The 16726-nt window shown below is 42.0% G+C and carries 17 protein-coding genes; 6 read left to right on the top strand and 11 right to left on the bottom strand.

Translation table 11 applies throughout. The features are described 5' to 3' along the window. Positions 1 to 23: 23 nt before the first annotated feature. Positions 24 to 482, bottom strand: a complete 459-nt coding sequence (gene mraZ, locus J3455_RS07550; RefSeq protein ID WP_130050541.1) for a division/cell wall cluster transcriptional repressor MraZ — start codon at positions 480 to 482, stop codon at positions 24 to 26. A gap of 461 nt (positions 483 to 943) precedes the next feature. On the opposite strand from mraZ, the gene J3455_RS07545 reads away from it, so the two are divergent. From J3455_RS07545 to J3455_RS07530, 4 genes are all read left to right on the top strand, one after another. Continuing rightward, the gene (locus J3455_RS07545) at positions 944 to 1285 is read left to right on the top strand and encodes a DUF883 domain-containing protein (RefSeq protein ID WP_130050540.1); all 342 of its coding nucleotides are present in this window, start codon (positions 944 to 946) and stop codon (positions 1283 to 1285) included. A 5-nt stretch (positions 1286 to 1290) separates the two neighbouring features. Beyond that, positions 1291 to 1728, top strand: a complete 438-nt coding sequence (locus J3455_RS07540; protein WP_130050539.1) for a hypothetical protein — start codon at positions 1291 to 1293, stop codon at positions 1726 to 1728. Positions 1729 to 1737: 9 nt separating this feature from the next. Continuing rightward, the gene (locus tag J3455_RS07535) at positions 1738 to 1995 is read left to right on the top strand and encodes a hypothetical protein (protein WP_178927429.1); all 258 of its coding nucleotides are present in this window, start codon (positions 1738 to 1740) and stop codon (positions 1993 to 1995) included. Between the two features lie 89 nt (positions 1996 to 2084). After that, the gene (locus J3455_RS07530) at positions 2085 to 2660 is read left to right on the top strand and encodes an AAA family ATPase (protein ID WP_233786762.1); all 576 of its coding nucleotides are present in this window, start codon (positions 2085 to 2087) and stop codon (positions 2658 to 2660) included. 41 nt (positions 2661 to 2701) lie between these two features. Here J3455_RS07530 and J3455_RS07525 read toward each other — a convergent pair whose 3' ends face one another. The 3 genes from J3455_RS07525 to J3455_RS07515 all read right to left on the bottom strand — a co-directional run bounded on the left by J3455_RS07525 (position 2702) and on the right by J3455_RS07515 (position 5576). Continuing rightward, positions 2702 to 3673 (bottom strand): glutathione S-transferase family protein, encoded by a 972-nt coding sequence (locus tag J3455_RS07525; protein ID WP_130050536.1) that lies wholly within the window; start codon positions 3671 to 3673, stop codon positions 2702 to 2704. A 9-nt stretch (positions 3674 to 3682) separates the two neighbouring features. Then, positions 3683 to 4525 carry a pirin family protein gene (locus J3455_RS07520; RefSeq protein WP_349561458.1) on the bottom strand — a complete coding sequence of 281 codons (843 nt, stop codon included), beginning with the start codon at positions 4523 to 4525 and terminating at the stop codon, positions 3683 to 3685. A gap of 73 nt (positions 4526 to 4598) precedes the next feature. Then, positions 4599 to 5576, bottom strand: a complete 978-nt coding sequence (locus tag J3455_RS07515; protein WP_349561457.1) for a YihY/virulence factor BrkB family protein — start codon at positions 5574 to 5576, stop codon at positions 4599 to 4601. Positions 5577 to 5698: 122 nt separating this feature from the next. On the opposite strand from J3455_RS07515, the gene J3455_RS07510 reads away from it, so the two are divergent. After that, entirely contained in the window at positions 5699 to 6778 is a 1080-nt protein-coding gene (locus J3455_RS07510; protein WP_130050533.1) for a mechanosensitive ion channel family protein, read from the top strand. Positions 6779 to 6791: 13 nt separating this feature from the next. Here the strand turns inward: J3455_RS07510 and tatA are convergent, their stop codons facing one another. The 3 genes from tatA to agaR form a co-directional block, all read right to left on the bottom strand. Continuing rightward, on the bottom strand, positions 6792 to 6947 hold the full coding sequence (gene tatA / locus J3455_RS07505) for a twin-arginine translocase TatA/TatE family subunit (protein ID WP_130050532.1): 156 nt from the start codon (positions 6945 to 6947) through the stop codon (positions 6792 to 6794). 71 nt (positions 6948 to 7018) lie between these two features. Further along, positions 7019 to 9835 (bottom strand): TonB-dependent receptor, encoded by a 2817-nt coding sequence (locus J3455_RS07500; protein WP_349561456.1) that lies wholly within the window; start codon positions 9833 to 9835, stop codon positions 7019 to 7021. Positions 9836 to 10150: 315 nt separating this feature from the next. Beyond that, positions 10151 to 10915: a transcriptional repressor AgaR gene (gene agaR, locus J3455_RS07495; RefSeq protein WP_130050530.1), complete on the bottom strand. Its 765-nt coding sequence runs from the start codon at positions 10913 to 10915 to the stop codon at positions 10151 to 10153. A gap of 160 nt (positions 10916 to 11075) precedes the next feature. Here agaR and J3455_RS07490 point away from each other — a divergent pair, with 160 nt between their 5' ends. Continuing rightward, a complete protein-coding gene (locus J3455_RS07490; RefSeq protein WP_349561455.1) occupies positions 11076 to 12404 on the top strand; it encodes a sugar MFS transporter in 1329 nt (442 codons plus the stop codon). Positions 12405 to 12436: 32 nt separating this feature from the next. Here the strand turns inward: J3455_RS07490 and J3455_RS07485 are convergent, their stop codons facing one another. The 4 genes from J3455_RS07485 to J3455_RS07470 are packed head-to-tail and all read right to left on the bottom strand — an operon-like array spanning position 12437 to position 16714. Continuing rightward, a complete protein-coding gene (locus J3455_RS07485; RefSeq protein WP_256854260.1) occupies positions 12437 to 12949 on the bottom strand; it encodes a hypothetical protein in 513 nt (170 codons plus the stop codon). Continuing rightward, complete coding sequence (locus tag J3455_RS07480) at positions 12942 to 14636, bottom strand: GMC oxidoreductase (protein ID WP_297330565.1); 1695 nt, start codon at positions 14634 to 14636, stop codon at positions 12942 to 12944. Before J3455_RS07480 ends, J3455_RS07485 begins: the two co-directional genes overlap by 8 nt. Before the next feature lie 13 nt (positions 14637 to 14649). Continuing rightward, a complete protein-coding gene (nagA, locus tag J3455_RS07475; RefSeq protein WP_130050527.1) occupies positions 14650 to 15813 on the bottom strand; it encodes an N-acetylglucosamine-6-phosphate deacetylase in 1164 nt (387 codons plus the stop codon). Then, complete coding sequence (locus tag J3455_RS07470) at positions 15791 to 16714, bottom strand: ROK family protein (protein ID WP_349561454.1); 924 nt, start codon at positions 16712 to 16714, stop codon at positions 15791 to 15793. The genes nagA and J3455_RS07470 overlap by 23 nt, the downstream gene beginning before the upstream one ends. Between the last annotated feature and the right edge of the window lie 12 nt (positions 16715 to 16726).

Here is a 16726-nt window from a genome sequence, read left to right as displayed (position 1 = left end):
TTTTTGCCTTTTTATTATTGTGGTTAGAGTGAGAAGTTATCGAACTCAGGATTCGCCTCAAAATCGCCTTGGCGTTCAATTTCAGTATCTTGGCGCATTTGTTCATGCCAACGATCTTCATCCCAAATTTCAAACTTGTTCATCAAGCCAACCAACATGATTTTTTTTCCAAGTTCTGCGTGTGCTCGTAAAGACGGCGCCAGCAGAATTCGGCCATTTTTATCTAGTTGATACTCTGTAGCGTTACCAAGCAACATACGTTGCATGCGGCGAGCACGTGGATTCATGTTCGAAATCTTTAATAATCGTTCTTCGATTTCGAGCCATTCTGCTAACGGGTATAACCATAAACAAGGTTCGTTTAAGGCCACAGTGCAAATAACCGTTCCCTGATCTTCAGACAAGATCGCATCTCGGTACTTAGTTGGTACCGCAAAGCGTCCTTTATCATCCAAACTCAGAGAGCTCGCACCCCGAAACATAAATTGCCTTAAAAATAGGTTATTAATCGTTAATGATTATTTCCGATCCAGTTTGATCCACTAAAAACCACTTTTTACCACAGTGCTCCAGTTTAGGGCTTGACAAGCCATTTTGTCAAGTAAGCAGATCATCATAAGCGCCTTGTGAAGCCAGAAAAAATAAGGGCTCAGGCAAAGCCTATGAATTACGTGGGAAAAAGTGGAAAACATCGAAAAAAAATTTTTTTTCAATTTTCTTGGTAATGGATTAGGGAAAAATGGTTAATGAATAACCAATGAATAATTACAAAATTATCTTATGCTGTAATTTTTACTTAATCACCCTGCAAGAGTTACGGGAAATATCCATCCTAGAACTCAACTACAATATTAACACATTGAAAAATATACCTTTTACAATTTGGTATAAAGGTTGCGACAGACTAGCTACCAATTCAATGGCAATTTTTTAAGGAATGATTATGACTACCGCAACTTCAAAATCGAACACAAGTACAGCAACGGACAGCAGTGCAAACTCGAAAGCGGCTCAAGTAGAGGCGCCATTTACAGAAAAAGCAACTGAAGCAGCACATCACGCTGTAGATGCATTATCAACGCGTGCTGCAAGTGCCGAGCAAAGTGTACGTCAAGGTGCGTCTAGCTCTGCCCAAACGCTTTCTGAAAAACAAGCTGTAGCACGTGCTAAAATTAACGAATACAGTGGTAAAACTCGTCAGCTTGCATCAGAAAACCCACTTGCAACAGCGGGTATTGCCTTTGCTGCAGGCATGTTAGTATCTGCGCTTATTCGTCGTAAGTAATTGTTATGCAGCCTTCTCAATCTACAGATGAGAAAACGCAAGGTGCCACTGATCAGCCGCCAAACGCTGATCAGTGGCAAGATCATCTTGCTAAATTATCTGATTACGCCAAACAGCTATACATTGACTACCGAAAACAAACAGGTACTTGCAAAAAGATTGCAGCTGCTGAGTGGCGCCTATCAACACGCTCTCTCGCCTTAACTATTATCTTACTTGTTTGTTTTGCTGGAGGGTTAGTACTGCTTTGGGCTGGTTTACTTGCTACCGTGGGTATCGCCATATTCAGTTTTAGCCAATCATTGTGGCTATCAGCTATCTCACTGATTGCATTACAACTACTTTGCCTTGCTTGGCTTTGGAAAAACATTGGTTATGTAAGTAGTAAGATTGGTTTTGATCACACTCTTAAAAGTGTTCGTCAATTATTGAATATTAAATAAGGATGAGTGATGTTAATTGATTATTTTATCAATAAGCCACAGCATAAAGTAACTGAGCTGAGTCAACAAATGGATCTGCAAGATGAGATTAAACGTCAGCATCATCAGGCATTTAAGTACAGATTAAAGCGATTTGCTGTAAGTAAAGTCGGTATTGCCAGTGCGTTCACTGCAGGTATGGGCTACGAAGCTCTCAATAACTCAGATAACAAAGACGGTAAACTTAAACAAGTCAGTCGCTTTAGCTGGTTATTACGCTTGTTGTGATCTTTATCATGTAAAGTTTGTTTTTTACTTCTCTTTGCAAGCTATTTTCATTACCTTAAACACAAACTAGCTATGTGTGGAAACTTAAGGTGAAAAAAAGGATTGTATTAACAGGTGGTCCAGGTGGTGGAAAAACAACAGCCATCGACTTGCTAAGACGAGAATTTTCTAAACAAATTGTCGTAGTACCAGAGTCTGCAACCATGCTTTTTGGTGGCGGAATAGAACGTAGTGACTCACCTCATCTTATCAAAGCACACCAGCAAGCCATTTTCAGCTTACAAAAACACCTAGAACATATTCAGCGAACCATGCATCCAAATCGTTTGATGCTTTGCGATCGTGGCAGTTTAGATGGGCTTGCCTATTGGCCTGGTGAACAAGATGAGTTTTTTCAATGCTTAAATACCAGCCTACAAATAGAACTCAACCAATACGATGCAGTGATCTTTTTTGAAACTGCTGCTAAATCTGGGCAAAGCATTCACTCTAACAATCCAGTAAGAAACGAATCTGATCAGCAAGCTATCTTGCTTGATGACAAACTACAAGCAATTTGGTCACAGCACCCTAATTTTAATTTAGTGAAAAGTTCAGAGTCATTTATTCAAAAAGTGATGTTTGGCATCGACACAATTAGCAAGGTCATGGATAGTTATAACTAACAGCTTAATTGCTAAATTAAACTGTTAGTTTTAGTCACTTTTTATCCTCGATTGTGTGGGCGCGAGTAGTCTATTGCTGGCCCTTTAGGCACGATCTGCGTTGGGTTAATCATCGTGTGGCTGAAGTAGTAATGGCGTTTAATATGGTAAAAATCAACCGTCTTACTCACTCCTTCAGTTTGATATAACTCACGCAAATAATTGCTGATCGCAGGGTAACTTTCGATGGTACGCAAATTACATTTAAAGTGACCCACGTAAACACTGTCGAAGCGAATTAAAGTGGTAAACAGTCGCCAGTCGGCTTCAGTCAATGTATCACCCACTAGATAACGATTATCTGTCAAACGCAGCTCAATTTTATCAAGGGCAGCAAATAAGTCGTCATATGCATCTTCATAGGCTTCTTGCGTTGTCGCAAAGCCAGCACGATAAACACCGTTATTGATATTGTTATAAACAAGATCATTAATTTCATCAATTTCAGTACGCAACGACGCAGGGTAAAAGTCGCGCTCATTGCCTGTTAGATCATTAAATGCACTGTTAAACATGCGAATAATCTCTGCAGACTCATTACTCACGATACGCTGAGACTTTTTATCCCAAAGCACAGGAACTGTTACGCGACCAGAGTAGTCAGGTTTATTACGAGTATAAATTTGGTGCAAATAATCAGTATTGAATAATGCATCCCCCGTACTGTGATTATCTTTGTCAAATGTCCAACCATGTTCAAGCATGTCAGGGCTTACTACAGATACACTAATATAGTCTTCAAGGCCTTTTAAATGACGAAATATCAAGGTGCGGTGTGCCCAAGGACAGGCCAAAGATACATAAAGATGATAGCGATCTTTTTCTGCTTTAAAGCCTGCATCACCGCTTTCTCCCGCACTACCATCTGCGGTGACCCAATTACGTAACTGGGCCGCCTCACGCTTGAATTCACCTTGATTGTTATCGGTGTCGTACCATTTATCTTGCCATTGGCCATTTACGAGTAATCCCACAATAACCTCCTATAGAGTGCCAAATTTACCTAACTGATAGTCACGTACTGCTTGCTGTAACTCAGCTTGTGTTGTCATTACAAACGGACCCATATGCGCGATTGGTTGCTTAAGCGGCTCACCAGCAAGCAACAACACGCCCGCACCAGTTTGAGAGTTAAATTCAATATCACTACCAGGCTCTAAAATAAGTAAGCTGCCTGCTTTAACTAGCCCACCCTGCTCAGTATGAATTTCACCTGTGTGGATATAAAGCATCACCTTAGTTTGTGTAAGCGGTGCATGGTAAAACTGTGTTCCAGCCGGTAAAGTCACATCGGCAAGCATGCCGTTAGCGGCGAGATCTTGTAGGCTAGAAACCTGATTTTCATCTGCAAACTCCCAGCTTCCAGCTAACGCTTTTAGCTCAACGCCCTGCTCATTTCGAGTCGTTGGCGCCGGCGCTTCAGTGGTATCTTGGTAACGCGGTTTTCTAAGCTTCTCAGCACTTGGCATATTTAACCAAATCTGAAAGCCATGCATGCCCTCTTTGGCATCCGCCAAAGGCATTTCACTGTGGATTACACCAAAACCAGTACTCATCCACTGCACATCGCCAGCACGGATGGCTTTTTTGTTACCCATTTGGTCTTGGTGCTCGAAGCCGCCTTTAATAATATACGTAAATGTTTCAATACCACGGTGAGGATGCGCAGGAAACCCCCCCATAAAATCACTGTGATCATCTGACTTAAGCTCATCGATCATTAAAAAGGGATCTAAATACTTGCCATCAAAGCCCGGAATACGGCTAATGTTTACGCCATCACCATCTTGTGTGGCATGGCTATTTAACTGTTGAATCACATTCATAACTTTACTCCCGTAAATTGTATGAAATAATTGTAGGAGCTAATTTAGTTAACAACCATGAGTAAAATTCGCGCTAATCATTCTGTTTAAGAGAATGTTTATTTTGCTGCTTAGTTAATTTATCCGCCACAGTCGCTCCGCGTTGACCCACCTCTTTCTCAGGCCCTATAGTGCTATCAACCACAGTTTGCTGCTCAGCACTGGCATTGATTGCTGCACCAAAAATAATGATGTATGCGCTGATATAGAGCCACATCAACATAATCACTACTCCACCTAATGAGCCATACGTTTCGTTATAGCTTGCAAATTGGGAAACATAATATGAAAAACCAATTGATGCGATGATCCACAGCAAAGTAGCCAGTATTGAGCCTGGTGTGATCCAGCGCCATTTTGCCGGAGTTCGATGAGGCGCATAACGATATAAAAATGCCAAAGCGCAATTAAAAGTGATGGCCAACAATGGCCACGTAATGAGCTTGATCAACAAATCAATAAGCTCTGTTAAACCAACTAGGTTAAGCACAATCGGTAAAATACCGATGATCAATAAGGCCACCAGCGCAACAACAATGGCACCTAGCGAAAATAAAAAGCGTACCAGTAACGCCATAAAAAATTGTCGTTTGTTATGCTGATGATAAGTGATATTACAGGCTGTTATTAGCGCCTGACAGCCCTTACTGCTACTCCAAATCGTTAACAATAAAGTCCCTATGGCACTAACACTTAACACCTTTTGCGATTGCTGAGTCACCTCTGCAACCTGTAGCAAAATAATGTCTCGACTACTTGTTGGTAAAATAGCTGTGACTTTATCAAGCTGCTCATGGATATCGGTCGGGGACGCAAAATAAGCGTAAACAGAGACTGTAGCGGCTAATGCAGGAAAGATCGCAAGCAGAGCATAAAATGCCACGCCTGCCGCCACGAAAGATAAGTTGTCTTGTGATAGGTTGTGATAAACCCGCTTGCTAATGTCCCACCAGCCTCGAATTGGGATCTCAATGGGTGAACGAGCTTTGAAACCACGATTATTCTTAGTCATAAGTGACCTAAAAATTTGCCTTAATGGATATAAAGTAGCAAACAACTTGCCAGTAATAATGGCGTCTGATTTGCATTAAGCTAAGCTTATAAAAACTGCAAATAAACCCATGGAGTGGTGCGATGAATTATTATTTAATATTAAAAAATCAAATACATAACTTAGTTACACCAACACTTTCCGTAGCATCGCAACCAGTCTTAGAAAGCTTATCTTGGCAAGACTTAAATTCTCAGGTTACGCATTTTTTACATACTACATGGCAAATGTTACCCGCCCTGACATTAGGTATTGTAGCCATCATTATCTGCTATTTATTGGCCCGTCCTTTATCCTATCTATTGATAAAACCACTTGGTTTTGTAAGTGAAAGCAAACTCTTACATGTCGTCACGAGGCGCTTTTTTAGTATCATTATAATTTTGTTTGGTGTGTACTTATTTTTGCGTCTAGCTGGGCTCACCAGTTTTGCTGTGGCGATTATGAGTGGTACTGGATTAGTCGGGCTTATTTTAGGTTTTGCGTTTCGCGATATCGCCGAAAACTTTATCTCAAGCATGCTGCTCAGTGTGCAACGCCCCTTTCGTATTGATGATGTTATTGAAGTCGATGGTCGTTTAGGGGTAGTTAAAAAGGTTACAGCCCGCGCTACCACCTTAGTTGACTTTGATGGTAATCATATTCAAATTCCCAATGCGACTGTATATAAAAACGTTATTAAAAATCTAACTGCTAACCCTAAAATGCGCGGCCACTTTGCAGTAGGTATTGGTTATGATAATGACATTCGCTATGCCCAGCAATTAGCAATGAAAGTGGTCAATCAACATCCCGCAGTTATTAATGATCCACCCAGCCAAGTTCTGATTGACTCACTAGGTTCAGCGACACTGAATTTAACTATTTATTTTTGGGTAAATAGTGCAGAACATAGTCATATCAAGGTAGCCTCACAGTTGATGCGAGAGCTAGTAAATACCTACTTAGAAGAGCAAATTAGTATGCCAGATGACGCCCGTGAACGTATTATCTTAAATAGCGAGAACGATACAGAGCAACCAAGTATCAATGCAACCGCTGAGCAACAAACACCAAAATCACTCGACGATCATAGCCTTGATGACGTTAGCAGTGACGCCGATGATATTCGCGAACAAGCCGATCAATCTCGCGATCCTGAACAAGGCAGTAATATAATTTAATCGTCATCGCGAACTAAACTTCATCATTGGGTTTATCTTGCATAGCGCGTTTAAACCCTTTGACTGACGTCCCTAAATCTCCACCTATTCGGGATAACTTTTTTGTGCCAAATAACAGCACCACAATTGCAGCAATAATGGCTAATTGCCAAACACTAATTCCTGCCATAACAACCTCATTTTAAAATAAAAGCGCCTTTGCAGGCGCTTGAACAACACTAACAACTGGGAATTCAAAGATTAGAAACTAGCTCGAACACCCAAGGCGACTTGAGTACCAAAGCGCTCAAGATAACTCACTTGGTCAGTGCGTTTGGTGTAACCCCAATAACGCTCATTCGTTAAGTTAGTTGCTTCAGCAAACACAGTGAATTGATCACTGATGTTATAGCTCATGCTGGCATCTAACTGACCATAATCAGAGATCCAATAAGGGCCACCCCACGCATCTGGATCCGACAAGAATTTACTACGCCAGTTATAAGCTAAACGCGCTTGGAAACCATATTGTTCATAGTAAACCACAGCATTATAAGAGTTTTTCGACATACCTCTAAATGGTAAGCCTGACTCTTTCAGTTCTGGCTCATCGTAGCTACTATCAACATAGGTGTAGTTAAGTTGAAACCCTAAACCATTGAAGGGTTCAGGCAGTAAGTTTTCTAGTGATTGCTGATAAGCAAACTCAGCACCTTTGATAGTCGCACCATATTTACTCTTACCCGGGTAAGATGCAAAGTAGCGCACACCTTCGATTTCAACAGGACTTTCAACGTAATCGATAAATGATTTTAGGTCTTTTACAAACACCCCACCACTTAACGAGCTACTGTCTTCAAAGTACCACTCTAGTGTCATATCGGCTTGATTGGCTTCTTCAGGCGTTAACGATGAATCGCCCATAGAAAGTTGAGGTAAACCTTCACGGTAAGTATCAAAGTTTGGCGCAAGCCATGGGCGTAAATAACCTAACGATGGACGGCTAATAACTTGTGCCGCAGAGAAACGGTAAATCAAATCATCAGTAATACTAAGCTTAAAGTTCATGCTGGGTAAAATGTTGCTGTAATCCCCTTTAAATGATTGCTCAACGGTTTCACGCCAACCATTTTCAAGTGGTTTACCATCATCTTGTAAGTCAATTAATGATAAATCGTAAACAGACCCTTTTGAGCTTACTTCAGTTTGCGAGCCGCGAATACCGACATTTAACATGTACGGCATTTTTGCAAAAGTACTTTCGAGCGTCACTTGCGCATATGCAGTCAAGACTTCTTCGGTTACCTCATAAGTACCTGATGAATTAAGCGATGCAACGATACTTTTATCAGTTGCTTCAGCATTAATTGAACGATAGTAAGCAAGTAACTTATCGTAATCAAAACTTGGCCAAGGCTCAGGTGTAATACTACTTTCGCCTTCTAAGAAGTTATCGAAATTGGCCTCAACAAACACATCGCTTGGAATTTCAAATAGGTTAAAGTCACCTACATTCACAACAGTGCTGTCATCAAATTCATAACCATCGCGTTCTAAATATTGACCACCATTACTAAATTGGCTGGCATTTTTTGATGCATATTCAAGTTGGCTCTTAGTTTGCTCAAGATAAGTTAAACCAAAGTCGATACGGGTCACCAAATCACTTTCAGGCACAAACGTACCTGTGAACTTAAAGTCATTAACCGTGTCTTCAACACCTGTACCTGTGTTACGGCTATAGTGAGCTCCGTAAGATTGATCCGCAGTCAAGCCTGGCGATAAGGTAACATCTGGCAGCATGTTGCCAGTGTTGTAATCAATACCTATAGAGTCAATAAAACCACGCGCTACAATAAAGCGGTTATCACCACCGTTTTCGTTTTTCGCTTTTGAATGAGCAACATCCATAGCCAGTGTTAGGCCATCCATTGGATACCATTTTGCATTAAGGGCAAACTGATAAGTATCAGTTTTACGTGGATTCGTTAAGTTGAGTAACTCCACCATAGTGTTACCGGTTTGCGTCATGGAAACAACTCGACCTGTGTCATCAAATTCTGCATCGGTAAAGACTGGCGTGCCTGGCGTCCAGCTTTCATCGTAGTTAACAAAACCGATTTGATAGCGATGACCATCGGTGTTGTAACGTGAATAAAGGGCATCGAAGTTAATATCGAGGGTATCAGTTGGGCGCCACTGCATTGCTAACGTCGCACCGACGCGTTCACGCACATCCTGCGCATTGGCAAAATACATGTAACTCGGGATTTTTGAGGCAAATATTTCACTTTGCCCATCAATTTCTCCGTTGCCATTCATGTCGACTGGCACACCCGCGCTGTCTGCCCCCCAACCTTCTTCTTCATCAAAAAAGCCGCTTGCTGAGTAAGTATCTGCACGTAAGGTTTTCTTTGAATAAGCACCAGAGAAAAGCACACCAAAGGTATCGTCATTAAAATTGTCACCTATGATGAATGAAGCATGTGGGTGAACATCGCCTGTTCGCGATTCATAAATCCCTTTTGCAGAAGCACTCAAAGTAAAGCCATCTTGATCTAATGGTTTACGAGTTTCGATATCAACAACCGCACCAATGCCCCCTTCAATTAAACGTGCTTCTGGCGACTTATAAACCTGAAGCGCTCCCACTAACTCTGAGGCAATTGTGTCAAAGTTAAAGTCACGTCCTGAGTTTTCAGAAGCCAGTTTACGACCATTCAAAGTGGTAATGTTGTAGCCGCCACCTAAGCCACGCACGAGGATATTTTGCCCTTCCCCCCCATTACGAGTAATCGTAATTCCTGGAATACGCTGTAATGCCTCGGCTAAATTTTCATCAGGGAACTTACCGATGTCATCTGCAACAACAACATCTACTACTGTCGTTGCTTCCTTCTTTCGAAAGTTTGATTCTTTAATACTGCTACGGATCCCTGTGACCTCAATAACCTCAACATCTTCTTCGGCCTTACTATCGTTTTCTTGTTGTTGAGCAGTTGTGGCGAAACTGACTGATGAAGCCAGAATTGAGCTTATCAGCACACTCAAATATTTTTTTCTAGTTGTTGTTGCCATGATGATTTCCTGTTTTTAAATGTTCAGATTTCTTCACCATAAAAATGGTAATGAGTAAGGCCTTACATTTAATTTATAACAAAACGAAACAATCTATCAACAATTAATTACCTAACGAAACTTTCGATAGTTACGAAATGGTATTTCAAAATAATAAAAAAGGCGCTGAACGCCTTTAAAGATAAGGTTTTAATTTCGAAAGTTTCGATAATATTTTTTTTCGAAGATTTTCTGTGAGGTGGGCTAGTTTGGTCTTTTTAGATAATAAAAAAGGCAGCTACAGCCACCTTTTTGCAATTATTTTTAACTGGAAAGTTAAACTGTAATCACCTCGATACCTAAGCTCGTTAATGATTCAATGAACTCCGCTGGCATATTTTTGTCTGTAACCAGCACATCGATTGATTTTAGAGGTAGTACATTATACAAGGCACGCTTACCAAATTTACTTGAGTCGGTCACAGCAATAACTTTATCTGCACGGGTACACATAGTTCGATTCAACATTGCCTCAGGCTCATAATGGGTGGTGATCCCCGCTTCCGAGTCGATACCATCAACCCCTAAAATAACCTTTTTAAAGTTATACTTACTGAGTGCTTGTTCAACTTCATTTGAATAGAAAGACATTGATTTCTTTCGTAATTGTCCACCCAGCATAAACACATTTGCATCATCAATATCAGCCAGCACATGGGCTATATTAAGGCCGTTTGTCATCACCGTAAGGCCCTGCTTATTGGTTAATGCTTTGGCAACTTCTTCTGTGGTGGTGCCAGAATCAATAATTAATGAGTCGCCATCATCAACTAAGTTTGCTACAGCTTTAGCTAGTAGCACTTTCACAGCGTAGTTTTCATTATGCTTATCTTTCACCGAAAGCTCTTTAGCGAGTTTATCGCAAGCAATTGCTCCGCCACGCGAACGAACAACTAAGCCACGTTTACCTAGCTCGTTAAGATCGTGGCGAATGCTAACCTCCGAAATATCAAAGGTTTTAGCAAGTTCTTTAACGTTTACTTTGCCATGTTCCTCGGTCATCAGGACGATTTTTTGTCTTCTTTCTATTGTGGTTAGCATAGCTGGCCTGTTGTTTTAATAGCTGCTTTCAAATTTGTAGTTCAATATTACACAATTTACAGTTTTAAAGCCAAACTTAGTTTCGAAATTAAATAAAACTTTCAAAACTTACGAAATTTGTTTTATGATTGTTTCACAATAAACTTATTTGGTGACAAAAATGACAACACAAAGCTCACTGTTAGAGCAAACAGAACACACCAACCGCACGCAGTTACTGCCGATGTTGATCATTGGTGGCTTGTTTTTCTTATTTGGCTTTATAACTTGGCTTAATGGCTCCTTGATCCCATTTTTACAAATGGTCTGCGATCTCAACCATATAGAAGCCTACATGGTGACTCTGGTGTTTTATATTGCCTATACCGTGATGGCACTGCCAAGCGCTAAGATATTACAAATCTTCAGTTATAAGCATGGTATGTCGTTTGGTTTAGGCACCATGGCATTAGGCGCACTGCTGTTTATTCCTGCGGCACAAACTCAAGCGTATTGGTTATTTTTAGTTGCTTTATTTACTCTAGGTAGTGGCCTCACCTTACTACAAACCGCTGCGAATCCTTACATCGTGCTAATTGGATCTAAAGACACTGCAGCCGTGCGCATTAGTATTATGGGTATTCTTAATAAAAGCGCAGGTGTGGTGGCTCCACTACTCTTCTCTGCGATTGTGTTTAGCGATATTGCTAGCTTTAGTCCAGAAGCCCTTGCTCAATTGAACAGCATTCAAAAGCAATTACAGTTACAAGAACTGGCAAATCGTTTAATCACACCTTATTTTGTAATGGCAATTGCGTTAGCCATTTTAGCAGCTTTAATCATGCTAGCCCCCTTACCTGATATCGAGCAACCACAATCAAGTAACAACAGCGAGAGTAAATCAGTTCTGCAATTTCCACACTTAGTTTTAGGCGTGATAGCCCTATTCTTTTACATAGGTGCCGAAGTCATTGCTGGCGACACCATTGGCCTTTACGGCAAAGAGCAAGGGGTATTGCAGTTCGCTGAGCTCACCTCTTACACCATGGGCTTTATGGTGCTAGGTTATGTTTTAGGTATTGTGTTAATTCCTCGCTTTTTTAGTCAGCAACAGGCGCTGATATTTTCTGCGTTAAGTGGTTGTGTGTTTTCACTTGGTATCATTTTGATTGAACCGCAACAAACAGCGATTGCAAACTTAGTGCTCTTTTGGCTTGCTGATAACAGTTTTCCAGATACCGTGTTATTTGTTGCATTACTTGGCTTATCGAATGCGCTCGTTTGGCCAACCATTTGGCCTATGGCCCTTGCAAACCTTGGCGATAAAACTCAAACCGGCGCGGCATTACTCATTATGGGGATTTCTGGTGGCGCTCTATTGCCTTTGGTATACGGTGTATTTGCACAGTACACAGGCAATGCACAACAAGCTTACTATTTGTTGATCCCCTGCTATGCGTTTATTCTTTATTACGCGCTGATTGGTCACAAGCTAACAAGTTGGCGTTAGTAACGTGTTCGCAGGCTCAGTTGTTTTACTATTTAACTAGCCTGCAATTTTTCTGATGTGAAATAGCCCAGTAGCAAAAATTCACGCACAGTAAAAATACACTTATAAATTAAGTACTCGTCACGCTTATCAGGGCTCACTTCTGAAAGAGGTAAGGCTTGCTGCGCTATTATGTGCTGTTGCTGCTGCAAAGAGATAGTAAATAAACCAGTGAGTTTATCTGCTAATTGCGACGATGAAAGAGCACCTGCAGCAATCAGCTCAGCGCCTTTTAAGCATGCCGTACGTTCAGTCACTGTTAGTGTATTTGCTAGCATTAAATCTGTAAATGCGACTAAATCAAAGTACAGCTGCTCATTTGGCTCTAGCTCTAAAATAACCGCCTGCATTTGCGTGACCACATCCCGATGCGCCGCAGCTTTAAGTACCTCAAAATGGCTATCATCCGTTTTATCAAATAATTGAGTCGCAGCCACTGGCGTAATAGCGACACCTAATAATGCTGCTAAACATTTAATCGCATTTCGCCTTTGTAGATCAGCCATTAAACACTCCATTTTGATAATGCCGCACAGCATGATCAGCGGCTCTTGCAGTAAATGCCATATAGGTTAACGAAGGATTCTGATAAGCCGACGAGCACATAAACGAGCCATCAGTGACATAGACGTTACGCACACTATGAATTTGGTTATAACGGTTAAGCACTGAGCTTTTAGCATCATGCCCCATTCGCGCGGTTCCCATCTCGTGAATAGCTTGCCCCGGTGCTGAGCCTTTATCGTAAGCTTGCACATTTTGGTAACCTGCTTTGGTTAGCATCTCGACAGCTTGCGCTTTCATATCCTCGCGCATTCGCTGTTCGTTTTCACCAAATTGGCAATCGAAATTAACTAAAGGTAATCCCCATTGATCTTTTAATACCGGATCTAAGCTCATTTTATTACGATGATAAGGCAGGCATTCACCAAAACCTATCAATGCAACTTGCCAAGGCCCAGGTTTGGCAAGTTCTTCTCGAAAAGCCTTACCAAAGCTAAGTTCTTTAAAGCCCCGTCGCCAATCTTTGCGTGTTGCGTATCCTTGATAGCCATAGCCGCGAATAAAGCTATGCTGCTCGTTATCATCAAGGTTTCGAAAACGCGGGATATGAAAACCAACGGGTCTGTCGCCATCATTAAAGTCCTCAGCAAAACCTTTTGGTTCACCCGTTGCACCAACCCTAAAATGGTGATCCATGAGGTTATGGCCAAGCTCTCCACTATCGTTCCCTAAGCCATTTGGGAAACGTGCAGAGGTTGAATTTAATAACAAGGCTGTTGTGGCTACCGTTGATGCACAGCAAAAAATGATGTTCGCTCGCTCGATACGCTCTTTTTTAGATTCAGCATCAATTACTTTCACACCTGTGGCTTGCCCGCTATCTGGATTGTAAATAATCTCTTTGGCAATGGAGTGAGTCTGAATAGTGAGTCGCCCAGTACGCATCGCTGCAGGTAAGGTCGAGGCTAAACTACTAAAGTAACTACCGGTTGGGCAACCACGCATACAGCGGTTGCGCTTGCTGCATACGGCACGACCTTGTTCAGGTTTTGCCTTGGTTAAATGCGCCACTCGCCCGATTGTTAGGTGCCGATTAGTGTAGTGGGTTAATAAACTTTGTTTAAGTTGCTGTTCTACTGCATTAAGTGCGAAGGGAGGCAAGTAAGGTCCGTCAGGTAGCTGAGGTAAGTTCAGCGCTTCGCCAATAACCCCAATGTAGGCTTCGACTTTATCGTACCAAGGCGCAATATCTTGATAACGCACAGGCCAATCAACACCGTGACCATCTTGTTTGTTGGCTGCAAAATCTATATCACTGAGGCGTAAGCATTGCCGTCCCCAAGTTAATGAACGCCCGCCAAGGTGGTAACCTCTGATCCAATCAAAACGCTGTGATTCTTGATAAGGGTGCTGTAAGTCATTTACAAACCAGTGCTTTATTGACTGCTTGGTGGCATAGCCAGTGCGTGCTTGTTTAGCTTGATTCTGTTTTTCTAGTAAGCTGGGCCTGTCGCGAAATGGCAGTTGCCAATCATCTTTAAAGGCAGTGATATAGTCAGTACCGTGCACAACCTGCCTACCACGTTCCAGTAGCAGTACATTGAGCCCTTTTTCGGTCAGTTCTTTAGCAGCCCAGCCGCCAGTAATGCCACTGCCAATAACAATGGCATCGAATACTTTTGCCTGCATTCTCACTTAACTTTTAAAAGATTTGCTTGCCCGCACATATCGTTGCTTGAACAGAAAAGTCTTTATCGAGCAGCGCAAAATTAGCTTGTTTACCTACCGCAATACTCCCTATTTGCTCCGCTTTATTTAAAAACTCAGCGGGTACTAAACTCGCCATTTTAGTTGCTTCAACTAGGCTCGCGTCGGTTAGGCTATAGAATCGTTCAACGCCCACTTCCATGGTTAATGTGCTGCCAGCTAAAGAGCCGCTTTCAGTTCGCGCAACACCTTGCTCAACCACAATAGGAAGCTCACCTAAACGGTAGCGACCATCTTGTAAACCTCCAGCGCTCACACAGTCTGTAATTAGAGCAATTTTATCTGCTCCTTTTAAACGATATACCATGTTCATTATGCTCGGGTGCAAATGAATACCATCAGGAATAAGCTCAACCATGGCATCGTTGTCCATTAATAGTGCGCCGGTACAACCGGGGTCACGATGATGAATACCGCGCATACCATTAAAAATATGCACACCACCACAAGCACCATGAGCAAGTGCTTGTGATGCTTGCTCAAAATTAGCATCTGTATGACCCAGCATGACACGCACACCTTTATCAGTGATATAGCGGATCATGTCGGGTGATTTAAGTAGTTCTGGCGCTAACGCAAATGAGCTTAAACAACCTTCACATGCTGCATAAATTTCATCAAATCGCTGTTTAGTGAGCTCTAAAAAAAATGACTCGTTATGCGCCCCTTTATGCGCTTCTGCAAAGAATAGACCTTCGTTATAAGCTCCCAGTAACTGTGCACCAGCCAAGCCTTTTTTATAAGCAGTCGCCATATTTTTATAAGCTTGAATTGATACGTCCCAGTCTGCGGTCACCGTTGTGCCAACAAAACCCGTAACGCCGTGCTTTGCTAAAGAACGAGAAATAGTCTCAAGCGATTCAGGGGTACCGTCCATAATATCGCAGCCTTCACGGCCATGAATATGCAAATCGATAAAGCCCGGAAATAAGCTATGTTCGCCTAACTCTATTACCTCGATCTCGGGCTCTATTTGCGTGGTAATAGCACTAATTTTGCCTTGCTCGACCAATACTGCATGATCGAGTAAAACGGCATCATCAGTAACAACTTTTGCGGCTTTTAAGTAATAGCGATTAAGATGCTTTGGAATTAGCATGAACACTTCCTATTATTGCAGCGCCCCGCACGCCGCTAGAATCACCAAATTTTGCACGCTTCACTTCGGGCACGGCAAAGCCTGAAAATAAATGAGTTTGAATAGCCTCAGGTAGTTTTTCTACTATTGCATCAATGAGCGACAACCCACCCCCAAGCACGATAACTTCTGGGTGCAAACTTTTACTAATGGCAGCAAAGGTTTCACCAAGAATGTCTAAGTAACAGGCGAGCACCTTTAAAGCTTGCTCATCAGAGCGCTTGATATCGTTCGCCCATTCAATCGCTGATTTAGGGGATTGCGTAATATGCTGATACAAGGTTTGTACACCTGGCCCTGCAATATAACTTTCGACACAGCCATTTAAACCACAGCCGCACTTTAAAACTGGCAGCTGATATTTTTGTTGCAGATACGCAGACAGCGGTAAATGACCATACTCCCCCGACATACCTAAGCCTTGGTTAAACAAAGTACCATCAATGCACATACCACCTGCCGCACCAGTGCCAACAATTGCACCGAATACCCGACTATAACCTTCACCGGCTCCGCCATTTGCTTCCGATAAAGCAAAACAACGGGTGTCATTTAATATCGCAACAGGGCGTTTTAATATTGCTTGAAGATCTGTGGCAATCACTTTACCTGTGGCACATGGCACATTAGCCGACAACACTTTACCTGCATCATTAACAATACCAGGCATCCCTATGCCCACAGCACCTTGGCAACCTGTCAGCTTATCGGCTTTGAGCACTTGCTGATAAATTGCTTGCAAAAATTGCTGATAGTCATCGGTTGGCGTGGTAATACGCCAACTTTGCTGTTGCTCTAAATTATCATTAAAAATGGCGGTTTCGATTTTTGTACCGCCAATATCAAGTCCGTAAACAGCCATGCTTTACCCAAT

The organism is Pseudoalteromonas sp. NFXS39, assembly GCF_040148775.1.
In the GTDB taxonomy this organism is placed as follows: domain Bacteria; phylum Pseudomonadota; class Gammaproteobacteria; order Enterobacterales; family Alteromonadaceae; genus Pseudoalteromonas; species Pseudoalteromonas apostichopi.
This window is presented reverse-complemented; position numbering and strand designations above follow the sequence as displayed.

Coding starts and splice junctions, on each gene's coding strand:
- J3455_RS07520 (WP_349561458.1), bottom strand. CDS start 4,525: ATGAATGTGATTCAACAGTTAAATAGCCATGCCACACAAGATGGTGAT.
- J3455_RS07470 (WP_349561454.1), bottom strand. CDS start 16,714: ATGGCTGTTTACGGACTTGATATTGGCGGTACAAAAATCGAAACCGCC.
- J3455_RS07515 (WP_349561457.1), bottom strand. CDS start 5,576: ATGACTAAGAATAATCGTGGTTTCAAAGCTCGTTCACCCATTGAGATC.
- agaR (WP_130050530.1), bottom strand. CDS start 10,915: ATGCTAACCACAATAGAAAGAAGACAAAAAATCGTCCTGATGACCGAG.
- J3455_RS07500 (WP_349561456.1), bottom strand. CDS start 9,835: ATGGCAACAACAACTAGAAAAAAATATTTGAGTGTGCTGATAAGCTCA.
- J3455_RS07545 (WP_130050540.1), top strand. CDS start 944: ATGACTACCGCAACTTCAAAATCGAACACAAGTACAGCAACGGACAGC.
- J3455_RS07480 (WP_297330565.1), bottom strand. CDS start 14,636: ATGCAGGCAAAAGTATTCGATGCCATTGTTATTGGCAGTGGCATTACT.
- J3455_RS07485 (WP_256854260.1), bottom strand. CDS start 12,949: ATGGCTGATCTACAAAGGCGAAATGCGATTAAATGTTTAGCAGCATTA.
- J3455_RS07535 (WP_178927429.1), top strand. CDS start 1,738: ATGTTAATTGATTATTTTATCAATAAGCCACAGCATAAAGTAACTGAG.
- mraZ (WP_130050541.1), bottom strand. CDS start 482: ATGTTTCGGGGTGCGAGCTCTCTGAGTTTGGATGATAAAGGACGCTTT.
- nagA (WP_130050527.1), bottom strand. CDS start 15,813: ATGCTAATTCCAAAGCATCTTAATCGCTATTACTTAAAAGCCGCAAAA.
- J3455_RS07540 (WP_130050539.1), top strand. CDS start 1,291: ATGCAGCCTTCTCAATCTACAGATGAGAAAACGCAAGGTGCCACTGAT.
- J3455_RS07510 (WP_130050533.1), top strand. CDS start 5,699: ATGAATTATTATTTAATATTAAAAAATCAAATACATAACTTAGTTACA.
- J3455_RS07490 (WP_349561455.1), top strand. CDS start 11,076: ATGACAACACAAAGCTCACTGTTAGAGCAAACAGAACACACCAACCGC.
- tatA (WP_130050532.1), bottom strand. CDS start 6,947: ATGGCAGGAATTAGTGTTTGGCAATTAGCCATTATTGCTGCAATTGTG.